The sequence below is a fragment of the Ensifer sp. CCNWLY38 genome (genome assembly GCF_037120565.1).
Classification (GTDB): Bacteria; Pseudomonadota; Alphaproteobacteria; order Rhizobiales; family Rhizobiaceae; genus Ensifer; species Ensifer adhaerens_H.
The window spans coordinates 240,501-255,855 of record NZ_JBBBBO010000005.1; the positions used below are offsets into that span (position 1 = coordinate 240,501).

At 62.6% G+C, this 15,355-nt stretch carries 13 protein-coding genes; 5 read left to right on the top strand and 8 right to left on the bottom strand.

Going from position 1 to position 15,355, the window contains the following annotated elements; genetic code table 11:
- Positions 1-5 precede the first annotated feature (5 nt).
- The 3 genes from V7S54_RS13160 (at position 6) to V7S54_RS13170 (ending at position 3,173) form a co-directional block, all read left to right on the top strand.
- On the top strand, positions 6-827 hold the full coding sequence (locus V7S54_RS13160) for an amino acid ABC transporter permease (RefSeq protein WP_065374100.1): 822 nt from the start codon (positions 6-8) through the stop codon (positions 825-827).
- A gap of 244 nt (positions 828-1,071) precedes the next feature.
- Complete coding sequence (gene leuC / locus V7S54_RS13165; RefSeq protein ID WP_065374101.1) at positions 1,072-2,481, top strand: 3-isopropylmalate dehydratase large subunit; 1,410 nt, start codon at positions 1,072-1,074, stop codon at positions 2,479-2,481.
- Between the two features lie 155 nt (positions 2,482-2,636).
- Positions 2,637-3,173 carry a SixA phosphatase family protein gene (locus V7S54_RS13170; RefSeq protein ID WP_065374102.1) on the top strand — a complete coding sequence of 179 codons (537 nt, stop codon included), beginning with the start codon at positions 2,637-2,639 and terminating at the stop codon, positions 3,171-3,173.
- Between the two features lie 18 nt (positions 3,174-3,191).
- On the opposite strand, the gene V7S54_RS13175 is transcribed toward V7S54_RS13170, so the two are convergent.
- The gene (locus tag V7S54_RS13175; RefSeq protein WP_065374103.1) at positions 3,192-3,740 is read right to left on the bottom strand and encodes a L,D-transpeptidase family protein; all 549 of its coding nucleotides are present in this window, start codon (positions 3,738-3,740) and stop codon (positions 3,192-3,194) included.
- A 143-nt stretch (positions 3,741-3,883) separates the two neighbouring features.
- Here V7S54_RS13175 and V7S54_RS13180 point away from each other — a divergent pair, with 143 nt between their 5' ends.
- Positions 3,884-4,567 (top strand): response regulator transcription factor, encoded by a 684-nt coding sequence (locus V7S54_RS13180; protein WP_034802783.1) that lies wholly within the window; start codon positions 3,884-3,886, stop codon positions 4,565-4,567.
- 120 nt (positions 4,568-4,687) lie between these two features.
- Positions 4,688-5,143 carry a Crp/Fnr family transcriptional regulator gene (locus tag V7S54_RS13185; protein ID WP_065374104.1) on the top strand — a complete coding sequence of 152 codons (456 nt, stop codon included), beginning with the start codon at positions 4,688-4,690 and terminating at the stop codon, positions 5,141-5,143.
- Between the two features lie 22 nt (positions 5,144-5,165).
- On the opposite strand, the gene V7S54_RS13190 is transcribed toward V7S54_RS13185, so the two are convergent.
- The 7 genes from V7S54_RS13190 to tesB form a co-directional block, all read right to left on the bottom strand.
- Positions 5,166-7,349 carry a TonB-dependent siderophore receptor gene (locus tag V7S54_RS13190; RefSeq protein ID WP_065374105.1) on the bottom strand — a complete coding sequence of 728 codons (2,184 nt, stop codon included), beginning with the start codon at positions 7,347-7,349 and terminating at the stop codon, positions 5,166-5,168.
- 344 nt (positions 7,350-7,693) lie between these two features.
- A complete protein-coding gene (locus V7S54_RS13195) occupies positions 7,694-8,500 on the bottom strand; it encodes an exodeoxyribonuclease III (protein ID WP_065374106.1) in 807 nt (268 codons plus the stop codon).
- 174 nt (positions 8,501-8,674) lie between these two features.
- Positions 8,675-9,337, bottom strand: a complete 663-nt coding sequence (locus V7S54_RS13200) for an outer membrane lipoprotein carrier protein LolA (RefSeq protein WP_057254933.1) — start codon at positions 9,335-9,337, stop codon at positions 8,675-8,677.
- 191 nt (positions 9,338-9,528) lie between these two features.
- Positions 9,529-12,183 (bottom strand): FtsK/SpoIIIE family DNA translocase, encoded by a 2,655-nt coding sequence (locus tag V7S54_RS13205; RefSeq protein WP_065374107.1) that lies wholly within the window; start codon positions 12,181-12,183, stop codon positions 9,529-9,531.
- A 233-nt stretch (positions 12,184-12,416) separates the two neighbouring features.
- The gene (locus V7S54_RS13210) at positions 12,417-13,841 is read right to left on the bottom strand and encodes an ammonium transporter (protein WP_065374108.1); all 1,425 of its coding nucleotides are present in this window, start codon (positions 13,839-13,841) and stop codon (positions 12,417-12,419) included.
- A gap of 27 nt (positions 13,842-13,868) precedes the next feature.
- Positions 13,869-14,207, bottom strand: a complete 339-nt coding sequence (locus tag V7S54_RS13215; protein WP_065374109.1) for a P-II family nitrogen regulator — start codon at positions 14,205-14,207, stop codon at positions 13,869-13,871.
- A 234-nt stretch (positions 14,208-14,441) separates the two neighbouring features.
- Positions 14,442-15,326: an acyl-CoA thioesterase II gene (gene tesB / locus V7S54_RS13220; protein ID WP_065374110.1), complete on the bottom strand. Its 885-nt coding sequence runs from the start codon at positions 15,324-15,326 to the stop codon at positions 14,442-14,444.
- Positions 15,327-15,355 lie beyond the last annotated feature (29 nt).

Sequence of the window (15,355 nt, forward strand, 5' to 3'; positions counted from 1 at the left end):
AGGCTATGGCCGCTCCGCAATCTCCTGACATGTCCGGCAAGGGCGACTATCCCTGGTGGTTGGTCGCCCTTCTTGTGATCGCGGTGGCGCTCGCCGCCGTGATCATCAGCAATAATATCTTCTCAGAAGTCTTCACCGTCGTCTTCAAAGGCCTTGGCGTCACCGTCTTCGTAACGCTCATGGGTTTTGTGCTGGCGACGACGCTCGGCCTCGGCATCGCCCTGATGGCGCTGTCCGAGCATTCGTCACTCCGGCAGATCGCGCGCTTCTATACCGAAGTCATCCGCGGCGTGCCGATCCTGGTGCTTCTGTTCTATATCGCCTTCGTCGGCGCGCCGGCGCTTGTCGTCGCCGCCAATTTCATCTGCGCGCCGCTGATTAGCGCCGGCTGGATGGAACCCTTCGTCGTGCGCGACATATCGCTGATGTGGCGGGCGATCATCGCCTTGATGATCGGCTATTCCGCCTTCATTGCCGAAGTGTTCCGGGCCGGCATCCTCTCGGTCGACAAGGGACAGATCGAGGCGGCCAAGGCGCTCGGGCTCTCGCGCTACCAGCGCTTTCGCCTGGTCGTCTTTCCGCAGGCAATCCGGGTGATCCTGCCGCCTCTTGGCAACGACTTCATCGCCATGGTCAAGGATTCCTCGCTCGTCTCGGTGCTCGGCGTCGCCGACATTACGCAGATGGGCAAGGTCTATGCTTCCGGTTCCTTCCGCTTCTTCGAGACCTATTCGATCGTCGCCTATGTCTATCTGGTGCTGACCATCGGTCTTTCGTTGGGATTGCGGGGGCTGGAGCGGCGGCTGCGGCGCGCAGAGCAGCGCTGAGGTCGCTTCCACCGATTGCCGACCTGTCAGAAAATTGATATGAACACGGCCATGGAATCCAAATTCGGATGTCGCGAACAGAAGATCGTCGTGCTGCAGGATCACAAGCGCCTGCCGGCACGGTTCTTTGCGCGCGTCCACGGGGCGCTTACAAGCCGCCTATCCTGATCTCCTGATCAGAGTTTCCGGCCGCCTTGCCGCCGGCTTTCCCTACTTTTTTTGAAAACTCGATGGATATACTGCCATGAGCGCACCGCGTACCCTCTATGACAAGATCTGGGACGACCACCTGGTCAACGAACAGGAAGACGGCACCTGTCTTCTCTACATCGACCGTCACCTCGTTCACGAAGTGACGAGCCCGCAGGCCTTCGAAGGCCTGCGCATGGCTGGCCGCCAGGTCCGCGCCCCGGAAAAGACGCTCGCCGTCGTCGACCACAACGTTCCGACCTCGCCTGACCGCCATCTCGGCATCAAGAACGAGGAAAGCCGCATCCAGGTCGAGGCGCTCGCCACCAACGCGGCCGAGTTCGGCGTCGAATACTACTCCGAGAACGACAAGCGCCAGGGCATCGTGCACATCGTCGGCCCGGAGCAGGGCTTTACGCTGCCGGGCATGACCATCGTCTGCGGTGACAGCCACACCTCGACGCACGGCGCCTTCGGTTCGCTGGCGCATGGCATCGGCACGTCCGAGGTCGAGCACGTGCTCGCCACCCAGACGCTGATCCAGAAGAAGGCGAAGAACATGCTGGTGCGCGTCGACGGCCAGCTGCCATCAGGCGTCACCGCCAAGGACATCATCCTCGCCATCATCGGCGAGATCGGCACTGCCGGCGGTACCGGCCACGTCATCGAATTTGCCGGCGAAGCGATCCGCTCGCTGTCGATGGAAGGCCGCATGACCATCTGCAACATGACGATCGAAGGCGGCGCCCGCGCCGGCCTGATCGCGCCGGACGAGACGACGTTTGCCTATATCAAGGACAAGCCGCGCGCTCCGAAGGGCAAGGCCTGGGACATGGCGCTCGACTACTGGAAGACGCTGCACACGGACGAAGGTGCGCACTACGACCGCGTCGTCGTGCTCGATGCTGCCAACCTGCCGCCGATCGTGTCCTGGGGCTCCTCTCCGGAAGACGTCATTTCGGTTCAGGGCATCGTTCCCAACCCCGATGAGATCCAGGAAGAGACCAAGCGGGCCTCCAAGTGGCGCGCGCTCGACTATATGGGCCTGAAGCCGGGCACGAAGATCACCGATATCGCCGTTGATCGCGTCTTCATCGGCTCCTGCACCAACGGCCGCATCGAGGACCTCCGGGCCGTGGCCGAGGTCGTCGAAGGCCGCAAGGTCGCTTCGACGGTTTCGGCGATGATCGTTCCGGGCTCTGGCCTCGTGAAGGAACAGGCCGAGGCCGAGGGCCTCGACAAGATCTTCAGGGAAGCCGGCTTCGACTGGCGCGAGCCGGGCTGCTCCATGTGCCTGGCGATGAACGACGACCGGCTGAAGCCGGGCGAGCGTTGCGCGTCCACGTCGAACCGCAACTTCGAAGGACGTCAGGGCTTCAAGGGTCGCACGCACCTGGTCTCGCCGGCAATGGCGGCGGCCGCTGCGGTTGCGGGTCACTTCGTCGATATCCGCGAATGGAAATAAGCCGGATTAGAGCTTTTCCGGCGCAAATGGCCGCCCTTCGGGGCGGCCTTTTTTGTTTGTCCGCACGTCAGCGCCCCACGCGGGTCGGCGAATTGCGCTAAGCTGGCTGCAAGTCTAGGAACGTGTTGGCCGAAGGGCGTTTGGGAGGACGACGGATGAGCGACGATCTGCCTGTACAAAGCTACTGCCTGATATTGTTGCGCCATGCCAAATCCGCCTGGCCCAACGGTGTCGCCGACATCAACCGTCCGCTCGGCGAGCGCGGCCGCAAGGCGGCGCCGCTGATGGGAAAGTACATGGCGCGGCATAAGCTCGTGCCGGATCTTGCGCTGGTTTCGACCGCCAAGCGGGCGCAAGAGACCTGGCAATTGGTGGCGTCCGCCCTGCCGTCCGAGGTTGCGGTCGAGAATACCCGCGCGATCTACGAGGTGGGGGCCTCGCAGATCCTGAGCGTTCTGCGCGCGACGGATCCGGCTGTCAGGACGTTGCTGATCGTCGGCCACAATCCCGGCATGGAAGATCTGGCGCACGAACTCGTCGGTTCCGGCGATGCGGATCTGCGCATGCGCATGGCGGACAAGTTTCCGACGGCCGCCCTTGCGGTGCTCGAGTTCGAGGCTGCGGGTTGGCGCGAACTTATGCCCGGCGGCGCCAAACTCTCGCGTTTTGTGACCCCGCGCTCGCTCGACTGAGCTGTTTGCAGGCCTGGATCAAAGCACCCGAACGACGGTGCCGCGCCGCATATAAGGAATCAACCGCGACATGGCGCGCAGGCTGACCGCGACACAGCCCTGCGTCGGCTCATAGCCCGGCCGGATCAGGTGGAAGAAGATAGCCGAGCCGGCGTTTCGCCGGCGTGCAAGGAGGTTCCAGTCCATCACCAGGCAGACGTCGTAAAGCCCGTCCTCGCGCATCATCTCCTCATGGCTCGGTGAGAAAGGTGCCACGACCGGACGATTGTATTGGGCGTGACGCGGGGCGTCGCACCAGAGCATGTCCTTGCGTGTGGTTCGCGTCGGCAACGGCGTCGGCGGCAGAAAGAGACGATCGCGCCTGACATAACCGCCGATCAGCTTCATCGCGGCACGCGGCGTGGCGCCGTCGCCTTCACGCTTCAGGCTGGTGATGCCGCTTCGTCCGATCGCCGCCTGCTCGACGCGGCCATCGAAGCAGACCAACGCCCGCTTTCGATCGCGCGGCGCCGGGCGGACTGTGATGATGGACTTGGCTGGTCTTGTTCCCGACGTTTTCTTGCGCATCATTCTCACGGATTTTTGCTTTGCCCGTGATTTGGGGGGCACCCTAAGCACGGTTGCAGGTATAAGGACTTACCGACGCTGGCTCGCTTGCCAACACGGGCATTTGAGCTAGTTTGAAAACGGAAGCAAACAGGAATTGTCCCATGGCGACCCGTACCATTCTTCTTGTCGACGACGACAATGACCTGCGCGAAACGTTGGTCGAACAGCTTTCACTTTACGAGGAGTTCGATCTCATCCAGGAGGCGACCGCCGGCAAGGGCATCCAGACGGCACGGGCGCAGCAGGTCGATCTCCTGATCATGGACGTCGGTCTGCCGGATATGGATGGCCGCGAGGCGGTGAAGCTCCTGCGCAAGGGCGGCTTCAAGGCGCCGATCATCATGCTGACGGGCCACGATACCGATTCGGACACGATCCTCGGTCTCGAGGCCGGTGCCAACGACTATGTCACCAAGCCGTTCCGCTTCGCCGTCCTGCTTGCCCGTATCCGTGCGCAGTTGCGCCAGCATGAGCAGAGCGAGGACGCGACCTTCAGCGTCGGTCCCTATACGTTCAAGCCCAGCCAGAAGCTGCTGACGCTCGAAAACGGCCAGAAGATCCGCCTTACCGAGAAGGAAGCGGCGATCATCCGCTATCTCTATCGTGCCGACCAGAAGGTCGTGACGCGCGACGTGCTCTTGGAAGAGGTCTGGGGCTACAATTCCGGCGTCACCACCCACACGCTCGAAACCCACGTTTACCGGCTGCGCCAGAAAATCGAGCGGGACCCTTCCAATGCCGAGATTTTGGTGACAGAGAACGGCGGCTACAAGATCGTTCCGTAGCGGGGTGGGAAGGTGCAAAGCGGTATGCCGCCCGAATCCTGCTCCATGTCATCTAGACTGATCGTGCGCGATCCGGCTCGCTTGGGGTCGGGGGCGCCGTGATTTCGGGAGGTTAGCCGCGTGGCGCTCAACGACGATATCGTGCTTCTGTCCAACGTGCCGCTGTTTGTCGATATCAGCGAGGACAAGCTGAGGCTGATCGCCTTCGGCGCGGAACGGCGCCGCATATTCAAGGGGCAGGAGCTGTTTCGCGAAGGGGCGCCTGCCGATTGCGCCTTTGCGATTGCGAGCGGCAGCCTGTCCTTGTCGAAGGTTGGCGTCGATGGTTCCGAGGCGACGGTCTCGACGGTCGGCCGCGGGGCGCTGCTGTCGGAACTGGCGCTGATCTCGATGGTCGAACGCAAGTTCACGGCGACCGCCGAGGAAGACAGCGAAGTCATCCGCATCAACCGACCGCTGTTTCGCCGCATGCTGGAAGAGTACCCGGAGGTGGCGGAACTCGTCGAAGCGCGCATCCGCGAGAATCTGCAGGCGATGATCCGCCGGGCCGGCGCACTCGCCGGCCGCTTTGCTTGAAGTAAGCAACGGCTTCCGGGCGCTACCACCGATACTTCAGCGAACCGAGCACCGTGCGGCCCTGGCCGAAATAGCAATAGCCATCGGTGCAGACCTCTTCGCGGCGGTCGCCGAGATTGGTGGCGCTGACCGCGAGCGACAACCCGTCAAGCTCAGGGTTCTTGACGCCGAAGTCGTAGGCGATCGAGGCGTCGAAATAGACGGCACCACCGTTCTTGGCGGTATTGGCATCGGATGTGTAGGAGCTTGATGCCAGGCGCACGCCGCCGCCGAGGCTCAAGCCTGCTAGCTGCGTGTCGTCGGGCAGCAGATAGTTGACCCACAGCGATGCGACATGGCGCGGCTTCGTCGACGGCACGTTGCCGATCAGCGACGGGTCGACATTCCCGGTGATTTCGGCGTCGTTGTAGGTGTAGGCGGCGATGAAGCTCAGGCCGTTGTCGAACTCCCGGCGCCCTTCCACCTCGAAGCCATTGGTCGTCACCTCTCCTGCCGATTTGTAGTAGTAGCCGACAGGAAGGGACGCGTCCGATACATATTGCGGAGCGCCGGACTCGACGATCCGGTAGTACGCCGCACTCAACGAGTAGGCCTCGCCCTCGGGCTGGTATTTCACGCCAAGCTCGATCTGCTCGCCGGTCGTCGGATCGAGCACGGTGCCGTCGGCCGAAAGTTCGGTGCGCGGCACGAAGGAGGTGCTGTAGCTGGCATAGGGCGCGATGCCGTTGTCGAAGAGATAGAGAAGGCCCGCCTGGCCGGTGAGCTCGCCGTCGTCCTTGCTGTCGACGACGCCGGTGTTCTTGTCGGTGCTCGTCTGGTCGACCCAGTCATAGCGAAGGCCGCCAACAGCGCGCCAGTTTCCAAACTCGGCCTGGTCCTGGACATAGATGCCGGTCTGCCGGAGATGACGACCGCTGAAGCTGGTGAGCGCAGGCGTCGGGCCGCTGATCCCAAAGGTGGGGTTGTTGAGATCGAAACGATAGGCCGGATCGACGGCACCGAAGCCGAGGCCGAAATCGGAGGTGATCCAGGTGTAGTCGAGGCCGGTCAACAGCGTGTGCGAGACTGCGCCGGTGTCGAAGGCGGCCTCGAGCTGGTTGTCGATCTGGTAGGCACGCTGGTCGTCCTTGATGGCGACGGGCGAGCGATCGAAGACGTCGGGTGCCACCTCAGTCCCGAACTGCAGGTAACGGGCTCTCAGATCGAGATCGCTGACGCGGCCGTGCTGGCGGAAGGTCAGGCCATTGTCGAATTCGTGCTCGAACTTGTAGCCGGCCTGATACTGCCGAACCTTCTGATAGTCGTAGTCCGGGTCGCTGTAGCGCAGAAGCCGGCCATCATGTTCGAGCACCCGCGGGCTGGCGTCGCTCTCGCCTTTCTGCGCGAGACCATAGACGGTCAGCGACGTGCCCTCGTCCGGCTTCCAGGTAAAGGAGGGCTGCAGCAGGTAGCGGTCGTCGGCGACGTCGTAGTTGGTCTCGCCGTTCCTCAGAAGCCCGACGATACGATAGAGGAAATCGCCATCGGCCGTTGCCGGTCCGCCGACGTCGAATGCGGCCTGGGTGCGTCCGATCGTGCCATATTGCAGCTCGACCTCGCGGTGCGTCTCCTCCTCGGGCATCTTCGATATGCGATTGACGATGCCGCCGGCGCCGGCCGCGCCGTACATGACCGAGACCGGACCCTTGAGGATCTCGATTCGTTCGAGGCCGTAGACCTCCGTCGGGAAGGTGCCGTAGTTCATGTAGGGTTGGCGCAGGCCGTCGCGGAAGTCGCCGGTCGTCGTCGTCTCGAAGCCGCGGATGTAGATCTGGTCGAATCGCGGGTCGAAGCCGAAGGCGCCGGTGGTGACGCCGGCGGCGTAACGCGTCGCCTGGATCATGTCCTGCACGCCGCGCTCGTCGAGTTCCTTGCGCGTGACCACCGAGACGGATCGGGGCGTTTCGATCAGCGGCGTATCGGTCTTGAGCGCCGAGACGTTGCGCGTCGGCACGATCGTGTTGTTATCCTCAGCGATCGTTGCGGCTGTCTTGCCGGCCGTCACCTCGATCTTTTCCAGCCGTGTCGTCTTCTGGCTTTCGGCCGATTGCGCATAGGCCGCCGTTGGCGAAAGGAATACGGCGGCAGTGCTCGCGGCCAGGACGGTGGTCGCGGAGAGCGCGTGGCGCGACGCGCGCATGAAGTGGATCGGCAAGGTCTTTCGCATGTCTGGCCCTCCTGCGGGCGCACGAAAGCCCTCCGGCAAACGCCAGAGCAAAGCGCCCCAATATCCGAGCGAGATGAGGAAAGTGCGTGCGGTTTTCCGCCCGCATCTCGCTCTCATTTCTGAGAAACGATCACGTTTATGATTGTGGGTCGAACGACCCACAATCATCGTGATCTAGTGAAAACGACGGCTGATCTGCCGTCGGAGGCGGTGTCCCCGCCGCCCGAAAAGAGGGATAGTCCGTTTGGAAATGCGCATCAAGAAAAATATGATTATTTTAGTCATGTTTTTCTTGATGAAGCGTCAAGCGCTCAAGGCGCGTGCCGCCGCTTCGTGAAAAGCGGTTAGATATCGAAATGCGCGATGACGGGCACGTGGTCGGAGGGCCGTTCCCAGCCGCGCGCTTCGCGCAGGATGTCGACGTGCTTCAAAGCCGGCGCCAGGTCGGCGGAGGACCAGATGTGGTCGAGCCGGCGGCCACGGCCGGCCGCTTCCCAGTCCTTCGCCCGGTAGCTCCACCAGGTGTAGAGCTTGGTCGGGGCCGGTGTGTGCTGGCGCATCAGGTCGACCCAGCGGCCGCCCTTCATGACCGTTGTCAGCCCTTCGGTTTCGATGGGCGTGTGGCTGACGATCTTCAGGAGCTGTTTGTGCGACCAGACATCGTCTTCCAGCGGCGCGATGTTGAGATCGCCGACGAGGATCGAGGAGATGCCGGCTTCGGCTTCCGCATGCAGCAGCTTCATCTCTTCGACGAAATCGAGCTTGTGGCCAAATTTCGGGTTGATGGTGCGGTCCGGCTCGTCGCCGCCCGCCGGAACGTAGAAATTGTGCAGCCGGATCTTTTTGCCGCCGGTCTCGAAGACGACTGAGAGGTGGCGGGCGTCGCCGACGCCGCAATAGTCGCGGCGGTCGCTGAGCTCATGCAGCGGCAGGCGCGAGATCGTCGCCACGCCGTGATAGCCCTTCTGGCCGTGCATCTCGATATGATTGTAGCCGAGCGCTTTCAGCGGCTTGGAAGGGAACTGGTCGTTCGGGCACTTGGTTTCCTGCAGGCAGAGAATGTCGGGTTGCCAGGTCTTCAGGAGATGCTCGACCAGCGGCATGCGCAGGCGAACGGAGTTGATGTTCCAAGTGGCGACGGAAAGGGCCATGCGTCATTCCCTGATCGGCTGGGGCCGGGCGCTCGCGAAGGGAAGGCCGGCTTGGGATGGATGTTGACCCGAGCTTTAAGCAGGTCCGGCGCGCCGGGACAAGGAATGCATGAAGGAGGCCGCACTAAACCGCGCGTCTTGTGGGCGCGTATAGGTCCGTAGCGTTTGGATCGCTCAGCCGCCCCGCTTGTTACGGACCTCGTCGTAGGGGATCTGGAAGACCTTGTCGTCCAGCGCCATCCCGGTCTGGACATTGAAGATCATGACCGATGTGTCCTTCTTCTGCGCGTCGGTAATCGTCCACTGGCGCAGGTCATAGGTCTTCGGGTCGAACATCATGGTGATGGTCGAATCGCCGAAGATCGAGCGGTCGCCAAGCACGATGGTGATGAGGTCAGACTCTTCCTTGACGTCGCGCACCATCTTGCCGGTCAGGTCGATCTTCTCGCTGAGCAGCAGATTGAGCGGTGTCTTCGACAGCGGATAGATGTCCCAGGTCTTGAGCTTCATATTGCCGATGACCACCGACTTGCCGTCGGCAATGACACGCATCGGCGAGGGGGCCTCGTAGTTAAAGCGGATGCGGCCGGGGCGGCGGATATAGAACTTGCCGCCGGTCTGCTCGCCGCGCGGGCCGAACTGCACGAACTCGCCGGCCATCGTCTTTACCGAGGAGAAGTGATCGGCGATCTTCTGGGCGGCCCTCGGCGCCTGGGCGAAGGCCTCAGCGATGTCGAGACCGGTGCCGCCGATGCCGGCGAATGCCGCAAGCCCGCACACGAAGAGGCGGCGCGAAATTACCGGGTGGTTGCGCTCGCCGTTCTTGGTCTCTGTCATCTCAGTCTCCTTCATTTACGGATCATCTGGAGCGCAAGTGCGGCGCCTTCAAGGCGCTACTTTCGAGCTTTAGGGCTCGCGCTCTCACATGACCGTTACCAGTTCGGCCCCGCAATCCGGTGCGGGATTGCCGTGTTGATCTATCGGCGTAAATCCGGACGAAAAATGCCCGAGATCCTGCCGAAATTGCTCTATTCCTCGGTCGGAACCAGGATTTCGCGTTTTCCGGCGTGGTTCGCCGGGCCGATGATGCCTTCCTGCTCCATGCGCTCGATCAGCGAGGCGGCACGATTGTAACCGATCCCGAGGCGCCGTTGAACGTAGGACGTGGAAGCCTTGCCGTCACGCAGGACGACGGCGACCGCCTGGTCGTAAGGGTCGTCCGAATCGGCGAGATTGGAGGTGCCGGCCGGGCCGCCGCCTTCGCCATCCTCGTCATCATCCTCGGTAATCGCGTCGAGATATTGCGGCACGCCCTGGGTCTTCAGATAGGCGACGACCTCTTCGACCTCGGTGTCGGAGACGAAGGGACCGTGGACGCGCTGGATGCGACCGCCACCGGCCATGTAGAGCATGTCGCCCATGCCGAGCAGCTGTTCGGCACCCTGTTCGCCAAGGATCGTACGGCTGTCGATCTTCGAGGTGACCTGGAACGAGATGCGGGTCGGGAAGTTGGCTTTGATCGTACCGGTGATGACATCGACCGAGGGGCGCTGCGTTGCCATGATGACATGGATGCCGGCGGCGCGCGCCATCTGCGCAAGGCGCTGGACGGCGCCTTCGATGTCCTTGCCGGCGACCATCATCAGGTCGGCCATTTCGTCGATGATGACGACGATGTAGGGCAGCGGCGTGAGATCGAATTCCTCGGTCTCGTACATGGCTTCGCCCGTCTGGCGGTCGAAGCCGGTCTGCACCGTGCGGGTGATCTGCTCGCCCTTGGCAAGCGCCTGCTCGACGCGGCTGTTGAAGCCGTCGATGTTGCGCACGCCGATTTTCGACATCTTCTTGTAGCGCTCTTCCATCTCGCGCACCGTCCACTTCAGCGCGACCACCGCCTTCTTCGGGTCGGTGACGACGGGCGAAAGCAGGTGCGGAATGCCGTCATAGACGGAGAGCTCGAGCATCTTCGGGTCGATCATGATCAGGCGGCACTGATCCGGGCGCAGGCGATAGAGCAGCGACAGGATCATGGTGTTGATCGCAACCGACTTACCCGAACCGGTGGTGCCGGCAACGAGCAGATGCGGCATCTTGGCGAGATCGGCGACCACGGGTTCGCCACCGATCGTCTTGCCGAGCGCCATGGCGAGGCGCGCCTTGGAGGTCTCGAAGTCACGCGAGCCGATGAGCTCGCGCAGGTAGACGGTCTCGCGCCGCTGGTTCGGCAGTTCGATGCCGATGGCGTTGCGGCCGGGAACGACGGCGACGCGGGCAGCGATCGCGCTCATCGAGCGGGCGATGTCATCGGCAAGGCCGATGACGCGGGACGACTTGATGCCGGGTGCCGGCTCCAGTTCATAGAGGGTTACGACCGGGCCGGGGCGCACGTGGATGATCTCGCCCTTGACGCCGAAGTCCTCAAGCACACCCTCGAGCATGCGAGCATTCTGTTCAAGCGCGTCCGGTGAGAGCGATGCGTCGCGGCCGACATTCTTCGGTTCCGCAAGGAAATGCATTGGTGGCAGCGCGAAGTCGCCATCGTCTTCGACGAAGGAGCGTTGGGCTTCACGCTCGATCCTCTGGCCGGTCTTCGGACGGGGAGCCGGCGTTGCCACGCGCGAGCCTGACTTCGGCAGACCCTGCTTCGGCGGCGCTGCCCGCGGCGCCCAGTCGGCTGCCGGATCGTCGTCCTCATCGTCGGGCAGGATGCCCGCAGGGCGACGCTCGCCGATGTCGAAGGGCATGTCGTCGTCCTCGTCATCGGCCATGATCGGCGGCGGCGTGACGATGCGGCGTTCGGAGCGATCGAGCGAGGGTTCGATGCGGTCACCGGCGGCCATCGGCTTCGGCCGAACCGGCTCGTTCAGCGTGCCGAACTCGTCGTTGTTGAAATCGTAGGGCTCGTCATACTGGCGCTTGGGCGAACTGCGCGTGCCGCTCATGCCGAAAATGCGGCGCACGCGTGCGTGCATGGTGTAGCGCATATGGGCGAAGGAGCCCATCAGCAGGGTGAAGGGCCCCTCGCTGTCGTCCTCGTCCAGCTCGTCGCGGACGGTGCGCGCCTTGCTCGGCGTCGGCTCGACAACCTCTTCGTCTTCCTCTTCATCGCTGACACCGATGAGGCCGGCGCTGTAGATCAGGCACCAGGCGGCCGGTGCGGCGAAGATGCAGGCGAGTACGGTTGCGAGCGTGCCGGTCGGGAAGGCGCCGGTGAAGAGTGCCGGGAAGCGGAGAATCATGTCGCCGAAGACGCCGCCGAGGCCGTTGGGCAGCGGCCAGGTGATCGGGGCGGGGACGCAGCTCAGCGCCGCGCCGGCAAGCACGGAGCCGATGAACCAGACGCCAAGGCGCTTGAAGGTCTTGTCGAAGCGCTTGCCGCTGATCAGCACCAGCGCCCAGGCGACAGCCGGCAGAAGGGCGACGACGCTGGCAAGGCCGAAGAACTGCATGAAGATATCGGCAAAGGCCGCACCCGGATAACCAAGCACGTTGGTGGGCGCTTCCGATGTGGCGTAGGAGAAGCTCGGGTCGGCGACGTTCCATGTCGATAGCGCCGCGACGGCCAGCGCCAATGCGCCGAAAAGCGCAAAGCCCGCCAGCGACGCGATCTGTCGCCAAACGAAGGTGGTTAGCACGAACCGGTTGGAACGGCTGTCAAGCGTTGCCGGATTGCTTCTGCTCATGTTGCCTGCTGCCCGTCTCGATCTTAAGGGCGCATTGCGCGCCATGGAATCAACCTAAGCGGAGTACGGTTAATGCGACATTAACCATGCGTAGTTGCCGCTAAAATAGCGGTGGGTGACTTGAAGATCGGCATGAAAAAGGCCCGAACCTTTCGATCCGGGCCAAGGGCGATCCGCATCAGACGGATCGCGACGGGACTATGAGCAGCGCCAGATTCGACGCCGCAATCCGCTTAGATGTGGTAGGCGGCTTCGCCGTGGGACGAGAGGTCGAGGCCTTCGCGCTCGGCTTCGACGGAGACACGCAGGCCGACGATCGCGTCCACGATCTTGAAGATGATGAACGAACCGATGCCGGACCAGACAACGGTGACGAGCACGCCCTTGAGCTGCGCCAGGACCTGGGTTGCCGTACCGGCATAACCGGCGGCGAAATCCGCCGTCGAGTAGTCGACGATTCCGGCGCCGCCAAGGGCCGGATTGACGAGGATGCCCGTGGCGATGGCGCCGAGGATGCCGCCCACACCGTGGATGCCGAAGACATCGAGGCTGTCGTCGTAGTTGAACTTGTTCTTCACCACGTCGACGAAGAAGTAGCAGACCGGGGAGACGATGAAGCCGAGCACGATCGCACCCATCGGCCCGGCGAAGCCGGCGGCCGGCGTGACCGCGACGAGGCCGGCGACGGCACCGGAGGCTGCACCGAGCATCGATGCCTTGCCGCGGACGAGCGTTTCGACGACGGCCCAGGAGATGATGGCAGCAGCAGTTGCGAGGAATGTATTGATCATCGCGAGGCCGGCATAGGCGTTGGCTTCAAGGTTGGAACCAGCATTGAAGCCGAACCAGCCGACCCAGAGCAGCGATGCGCCGACCATCGTGAGCGTCATCGAATGCGGTGCCATGATTTCCCTCTTATAGCCCGTACGCTTGCCGAGCAGGATGGCGCCGACGAGTCCGGCAATACCGGCATTGATGTGGACCACGGTACCGCCGGCAAAGTCGATCGCGCCGAAGGAGAAAATAAGGCCGGTCGGAGCCGTGTAGGCGCTCGGGCCGCCCCAGAACCAGACCATGTGGGCGATCGGGAAGTAGACGAAAGTGACCCAGAGAATGACGAACAGGACGACGGCCGAAAACCGGATGCGCTCGGCAAAGGCGCCGACGATCAGCGCCGGCGTGATGCAGGCGAAGGTCATCTGGAACACCACGAAGACATATTCGGGGATGAACACGCCCTTGGAGAAGCTCTCGGCGAGCGTTGTCGTATCAACGCCGGCAAGGAACATCTTCGAAAAGCCGCCGACGAACAGGTTGAGCGAGCCGCCGTCAGTGAAAGCCAGCGAGTAGCCGTAGGTGACCCAGATAATCATGACGATCGCGGTGATCATCAGGACCTGCATCAGAACCGACAGCATGTTCTTGGCGCGCACCAGGCCGCCGTAGAAGAGCGCGAGGCCCGGAACGGTCATGAGGAGCACGAGGATGGTGGACAAGAGCATCCAGGTGGTATCGCCCTTGTCGGGAACCGGGACGGCGGCAACAGCCTCCGTTGCAGCCGGGGCTGTTTCCTGTGCGAAGGCGACAACCGGCGCAAGCAAGGCGGCCGTCAGCGCGCCGAGGCGTCCAAGAGAGGTGGAAAGTTTCGTAGATGACATCGAATAGTGCTCCCTGAACGGCGTGATTTACAACGCTTCTGAATCGGTTTCGCCGGTGCGGATGCGCACGGCATGGTCAATGGCGTAGACGAAGATCTTGCCGTCGCCGATCTGGCCGGTCTTGGCGGCTGTGGCGATCGCTTCCACAGCCATGTCGACGAGCTCCGAGGGAACGGCGATTTCGACCTTCAGTTTCGGCAGGAAGCTCACGGCATATTCGGTGCCGCGGTAGATTTCGGTGTGTCCCTTCTGGCGGCCGTAGCCTTTGACTTCGGTCACGGTCAGGCCCTGGATGCCGACAGCAGTGAGGGCTTCGCGAACCTCATCGAGCTTGAACGGCTTGATAATGGCCATCACAATTTTCATCTGGTTTCATCCTTGTTCGCCTCCGGAGGAGGCCATCTCTCCTTGCTGCGGAGCGCCAGTGCGCCGTGCAACCGCACTATGACATTCAAGGGGCGTGCCAGATTCGGATGTCTGTTCTAAGCCTATGAAAAACAATGAGAAAAACGGACGCCGCAGCGACAATGCTGCGGCGCATCAAAAAATCGTCAATTTAGAAGATTAAAAAATAGGCAGATTGAAAAAACTGCCCTTTTTCTATTCAGTTGCCTTTTTCCGGATCAGCCCTTCCTGGGCGACGGAGGCGATCAGCACGCCGGAACGCGTAAAAAGGCTGCCTCTGGTCATCCCGCGGGCACCATGTGCACTCGGACTGTCCTGGGTATAGAGCAGCCAGTCGTCCATCTTGCAGGGGCGGTGGAACCACATGGCATGATCGAGGCTCGCGACCTGCAGGTTCCGATCGAAGACCGAGGTGCCGTGCGCATAGAGCGAGGTGTCGAGCAGGGTCATGTCGGAGAGATATGCAAGGATGGCCGCCTGGATATGGCGCTCGTCCGGAACCGTGCCGACCGCCTTGACCCAGACATCCTGGATCGGCTTGCCGTCATTGCGGGTGAAATAATGCTGCAGCGAGGCCGGGCGGATCTCGATCGGCCGCGGCCGTTCCCAGTAGCGACGGATGGCTTCCGGCGCATGCACGAGGAATTTCTCCTTCAGCTCCTGTTCGCCCGGCAAGGTTTCCGGCATGGCGAGCTTCGGCATTTCGATCTGGTGGTCGAAACCGTCCTCGTCGTACTGGAAAGAGGCGGACATCGAGAAGATCGCCTTGCCGTGCTGGATGGCGACGACGCGCCTTGTGGCGAAGCTCGAACCGTCGCGGATACGGTCAACCTCATAGATGATCGGCACCGATGGATCGCCGGGCCGCATGAAATAGGCGTGCAGCGAATGGACGAAGCGGTCCGCGTCGACGGTGCGCTGGGCCGCCACCAGCGCCTGGCCGATGACCTGGCCGCCGAAGACGCGTTGCCAGCCGACCTGCGGGCTCAGGCCGCGGAAGAGGTTTTCCTCCAGCTTCTCGAGATCGAGAATGGCGAGCAGCGCATCCATGGGCGTGGTGGTCTCGGTGGGGCGCGACATTTCGGCTGTCTCCGATGGTAGGAACGTCG

Coding starts and splice junctions, on each gene's coding strand:
- V7S54_RS13160 (WP_065374100.1), top strand. CDS start 6: ATGGCCGCTCCGCAATCTCCTGACATGTCCGGCAAGGGCGACTATCCC.
- leuC (WP_065374101.1), top strand. CDS start 1,072: ATGAGCGCACCGCGTACCCTCTATGACAAGATCTGGGACGACCACCTG.
- V7S54_RS13170 (WP_065374102.1), top strand. CDS start 2,637: ATGAGCGACGATCTGCCTGTACAAAGCTACTGCCTGATATTGTTGCGC.
- V7S54_RS13175 (WP_065374103.1), bottom strand. CDS start 3,740: ATGCGCAAGAAAACGTCGGGAACAAGACCAGCCAAGTCCATCATCACA.
- V7S54_RS13180 (WP_034802783.1), top strand. CDS start 3,884: ATGGCGACCCGTACCATTCTTCTTGTCGACGACGACAATGACCTGCGC.
- V7S54_RS13190 (WP_065374105.1), bottom strand. CDS start 7,349: ATGCGAAAGACCTTGCCGATCCACTTCATGCGCGCGTCGCGCCACGCG.
- V7S54_RS13195 (WP_065374106.1), bottom strand. CDS start 8,500: ATGGCCCTTTCCGTCGCCACTTGGAACATCAACTCCGTTCGCCTGCGC.
- V7S54_RS13200 (WP_057254933.1), bottom strand. CDS start 9,337: ATGACAGAGACCAAGAACGGCGAGCGCAACCACCCGGTAATTTCGCGC.
- V7S54_RS13205 (WP_065374107.1), bottom strand. CDS start 12,183: ATGAGCAGAAGCAATCCGGCAACGCTTGACAGCCGTTCCAACCGGTTC.
- V7S54_RS13210 (WP_065374108.1), bottom strand. CDS start 13,841: ATGTCATCTACGAAACTTTCCACCTCTCTTGGACGCCTCGGCGCGCTG.
- V7S54_RS13215 (WP_065374109.1), bottom strand. CDS start 14,207: ATGAAAATTGTGATGGCCATTATCAAGCCGTTCAAGCTCGATGAGGTT.
- tesB (WP_065374110.1), bottom strand. CDS start 15,326: ATGTCGCGCCCCACCGAGACCACCACGCCCATGGATGCGCTGCTCGCC.